The 4547-nt window shown below is 72.4% G+C and carries 2 protein-coding genes, 1 pseudogene and 1 riboswitch; of the genes and pseudogenes, 1 reads left to right on the plus strand and 2 read right to left on the minus strand.

All coding sequences use genetic code 11. The features are described 5' to 3' along the window. On the minus strand, nt 1–556 hold a 556-nt coding region (locus tag ACFRMQ_RS38550), incomplete at its 3' end, for a YsnF/AvaK domain-containing protein (protein WP_380735553.1). Between the two features lie 114 nt (nt 557–670). Continuing rightward, a pseudogene (locus ACFRMQ_RS38555) lies at nt 671–1054 on the minus strand (PRC-barrel domain-containing protein); the annotation flags it as partial. Nucleotides 1055–1277: 223 nt separating this feature from the next. Next, nucleotides 1278–1381: riboswitch (glycine riboswitch) on the plus strand. A gap of 237 nt (nt 1382–1618) precedes the next feature. Here ACFRMQ_RS38555 and gcvP point away from each other — a divergent pair. Next, nucleotides 1619–4519, plus strand: a complete 2901-nt coding sequence (gene gcvP / locus ACFRMQ_RS38560) for an aminomethyl-transferring glycine dehydrogenase (RefSeq protein ID WP_380735552.1) — start codon at nt 1619–1621, stop codon at nt 4517–4519. Nucleotides 4520–4547 lie beyond the last annotated feature (28 nt).

The following is a 4547-nucleotide window of genomic DNA, read 5'->3' on the forward strand; positions in this document are numbered from 1 at the left end:
ACACATATATAAACACCATAAATCGTCGGAATACCTCCATGACAAAAAAATCAAAGGTGTAGCGCTCGACGACGAGGCGGACCCGTTCGACGGGGGCGAGGTACTTGCGGATCACCGGGCGTTCCTCCCGGAGGGTGACCTCCTCGACGGCCTCGGCGACCTCCTTCTCGGTGAGGCCGGCGCGCTCGGCCTCACCGACCGGCATCCGCTCGACCCGGACGCGCTCGTGGACCAGCGGGACGCGGCGCTCGACCTGTTCGGTCGTGACGTACTTGCGCAGCTTCGCGGTGCCGATGGTGTGCCACTCGGTGGTGACGTCCAGCCGTTCCTCCCGGCGGGTGATCTCGACCGGGCTGCCGGCGGGGGTGGACGGGATGGCGGCGGTCCGTGGCGCGGCGGTGGCCGCGGCGGGTGCCGGTGCCGGGGCGGGCTGCGACCGGTGCTTCGGCTCCACCACCGGCGCCGTGGGGGCGGGCGCCGGGGAAGCGGCGGCGGGAGCGGGGGCGCCGAGGGTGCGCGGGTCGGCCTCCGGGACGGCTCCGCCGGCGTCGGTCACGGCCGGGGCGACGGGAGCGACGGAGGCCCTGACCGGCGCGGGCTCGGCGGGGCGCTCGGGGTGGTGGAAGGTGAGCGACTTGGCGGGGGCCGCCGCGGTCGACGCGGTGGCGGCCGCGGTGGTGCCGAAGTCGAGGTCGGGCTGCTCGGCGCGGCGCCCGTCCTCGCCGTTCGGGCGGCCGTCCACCGGGGTGTCGAGTCCGTAGTAGCGGTAGAGCTGGAGTTCCTGGGCGGGGGACAGGTGCTGGCCGACGCCGAAGTCCGGCGACTCCTTGACCAGTGACTTGTCGTAGGGCACCCGGAGCTCGTCGCCGGCGAACTCGCTCGTGGTCAGCGGGACGAAGGCGTCCCGGCCGAAGATGCCGGTCCGGACCGCGGCCCACTCGGGCCGGCCGGTGGCGTCGTCCAGGTAGACCTCGTCGACCGTGCCGATCTTGTCTCCGTTGCGGTCGACGGCCCTGTGGCCGATGAGGTCCCGGGGGTCGATGTCGGTCTGCACTCATTCCTCCAGTGCGCTGGGCTGCGGAACTCCCGCGGGAAGGCGGCCGGAGCACCCGTTCCGTCCGCCACTTCACACCAAAAGCCATGAACCGGACGAACGCGACCGGGGTGCGCCGGACGGGCTGCGCACTGGACCGTCCGAGGGAACGCGCGTAGACCCCGAGTGACCTGATGCACCGGTGATCCGAGGGCCTCCCGCTGGTAATCTGGGCCGCGACCGCCGAGCCCGCTCGGGAGAGTCCCCGGCAGCGAAAACCGCTGGTCGGGGCGCCGAAGGAGCAACTCCTCCCCGGAATCTCTCAGGCATCCGTACCGTGCGGGCTAGGTCACTCTGGAAAGCAGGGCAGGAGCGCCGGCGCGGGAGCCGACGACCACCACCCTCACCGACGGTGCAAGCCGACGAAGCGCCACAGCGCGACGTGCGGGCGAAGCTCTCAGGTCCCGATGACAGAGGGGGAGGCCTTTCGGGTCCGTCCGCCCAGGCCGGTCCGCTGTCCGCAGCGGCGTTGGCCGGCCGGCGTGCGTACCCCCGCCGGTCCGTGACCAGGAGGCCTCGACCACCATGAACGCCCAGCCGAACGCGGGACGCCCCACCAGCGCCTCGACCCTCACCGAGCTTGAGCTGGCCAGCCCCTTCGAGAACCGCCACATCGGCCCCGACGCGGCCGCGCAGGACAAGATGCTGGCGTCCGTGGGCTACGGCTCGCTGGACGAACTCGCCGCCACCGCGGTGCCCGAGGCGATCCGCTCCATCACCGCCCTGGACCTGCCCGGGGGCCGGACCGAGGCCCAGGTCCTCGCCGAGCTGCGTGAGCTGGCCGGCCGCAACCAGGTGCTCCAGCCGATGATCGGCCTGGGCTACTACGGCACCTTCACCCCGCCGGTGATCCTGCGCAACGTCATGGAGAACCCGGCCTGGTACACCGCCTACACCCCGTACCAGCCGGAGATCTCGCAGGGCCGTCTGGAGGCGCTGCTCAACTTCCAGACCCTGGTCTCCGACCTGACCGGCCTGCCGACCTCCGGCTCGTCGCTGCTGGACGAGGGCACCGCGGCCGCCGAGGCGATGGCGCTGGCCCGCCGCGTCACCAAGGTCAAGGGCGGTGTCTTCCTGGTCGACGCCGAGACCCTGCCGCAGACCGTCGCGGTGATCAACACCCGCGCCGTGCCGACCGGTGTCGAGGTCGTCGTCGCCGACCTGTCCGAGGGCATCCCGGCCGAGATCGTCGAGCGCGGCGTCTTCGGCGTGCTGCTCCAGTACCCCGGCGCCACCGGTGTGGTCCGCGACCTCGCCCCGGTGATCGAGCAGGCGCACGGCCTGGGTGCCATCGTCGCCGTCGCCGCCGACCTGCTCGCGCTGACCCTGCTCAAGTCCCCGGGCTCGCTGGGCGCCGACATCGCCTGCGGCACCTCGCAGCGCTTCGGCGTGCCGATGGGCTTCGGCGGCCCGCACGCCGGCTACCTGTCGGTGCGCGCCGAGTACGCCCGCTCGCTGCCCGGCCGCCTGGTCGGCGTCTCCGTCGACGCCGACGGCAACCGCGCCTACCGCCTGGCGCTCCAGACCCGCGAGCAGCACATCCGCCGCGAGAAGGCGACCAGCAACATCTGCACCGCCCAGGTGCTGCTCGCCGTGATGGCCTCGATGTACGCCGTCTACCACGGCCCGGACGGCCTGGCCGACATCGCCCGTCGCACCCACCGCTACGCCGCCGCCCTCGCGGAGGGCCTGAAGGCCGGCGGCGTCGAGCTGCTGCACGGCGAGTTCTTCGACACCGTCACCGCCGTCGTCCCGGGCCGCGCCGCCGAGATCGCCGCCGCCGCCCGCGCCAACGGCATCAACGTGTACCAGGACGGCGAGGACCGGATCTCGGTCTCCACCGACGAGACCACCACCCGCGAGCACCTGGCCGGCGTCTGGGCCGCGTTCGGCGTCGAGGGCGTGGAGGTCGCCGAGAGCGCCGAGGCGCTGCCCGCCGCGCTGCTGCGCGAGGACGAGTACCTGACCCACCCGGTCTTCCACAGCCACCGCTCGGAGACCGCCATGCTGCGCTACCTGCGCCGCCTGTCGGACCGGGACTACGCGCTGGACCGCGGCATGATCCCGCTGGGCTCCTGCACCATGAAGCTCAACGCGACCACCGAGATGGAGGCGGTGACCTGGCCGGAGTTCGGTCAGCTGCACCCCTTCGCGCCGATCGACCAGGCCCAGGGCTTTCTGACCCTGATCCGCCAGCTGGAGCAGCAGCTGGTCGAGGTGACCGGCTACGACGCCGTGTCGATCCAGCCGAACGCGGGCTCCCAGGGCGAGCTGGCCGGTCTGCTGGCCGTGCGCGCCTACCACCACGCCAACGGCGACACCCAGCGCGACGTCTGCCTGATCCCGTCCTCGGCGCACGGCACCAACGCGGCCTCCGCGGTGATGGCCGGCATGCGCGTGGTCGTGGTGAAGACCCTGGTCGACGGTGACGTCGACGTGGAGGACCTGAAGGCCAAGATCGAGCAGCACCGCGACAGCCTCGCCGTGCTGATGGTCACCTACCCGTCCACCCACGGCGTGTACGAGACCCAGATCACCGACATCTGCGCCCTGGTGCACGAGGCCGGCGGCCAGGTGTACGTGGACGGCGCCAACCTGAACGCCCTGGTCGGCCTCGCCAAGCCGGGCAAGTTCGGCGCGGACGTCTCGCACCTGAACCTGCACAAGACCTTCTGCATCCCGCACGGCGGTGGCGGCCCGGGCGTCGGCCCGGTCGCGGTGCGCGCCCACCTGGCGCCGCACCTGCCGAACCACCCGCTCCAGCCGGAGGCCGGCCCGGCCACCGGTGTCGGCCCGATCTCGGCCGCGCCGTGGGGCTCGGCGGCCATCCTGCCGATCTCCTGGGCGTACGTCCGGCTGATGGGCGGCGAGGGCCTCAAGCACGCGACCCAGGTCGCGGTGCTGAACGCCAACTACATCGCCAAGCGCCTGTCCCCGCACTTCCCGGTGCTCTACACCGGCCCGGGCGGGCTGGTCGCGCACGAGTGCATCATCGACCTGCGCCCGCTGACCAAGGAGACGGGCGTGACGGTGGACGACATCGCCAAGCGCCTGATCGACTACGGCTTCCACGCGCCGACGATGTCCTTCCCGGTGGCCGGCACGCTGATGATCGAGCCGACCGAGTCCGAGGACCTGCACGAGATCGACCGCTTCTGCGACGCGATGATCACCATCCGCGGCGAGATCGACAAGGTCGGCTCGGGCGAGTGGGCGGCCGAGGACAACCCGCTGCGCAACGCCCCGCACACCGCCGCCACGCTGGCCGGCGACTGGGCGCACGGTTACTCGCGGCAGGAGGCCGTCTTCCCGGCGGGCGTGAACCCGGCGGACAAGTACTGGCCGCCGGTGAGCCGGATCGACGGCGCGTACGGCGACCGCAACCTGGTCTGCTCCTGCCCGCCGCTGGACGAGTACGGCGTCTGATCGGCCGAGCGGGAACGGGGCAGGGCCC

Origin of the sequence: Kitasatospora sp. NPDC056783 (assembly GCF_042789895.1) — a bacterium.
Lineage (GTDB): Bacteria > Actinomycetota > Actinomycetes > Streptomycetales > Streptomycetaceae > Kitasatospora.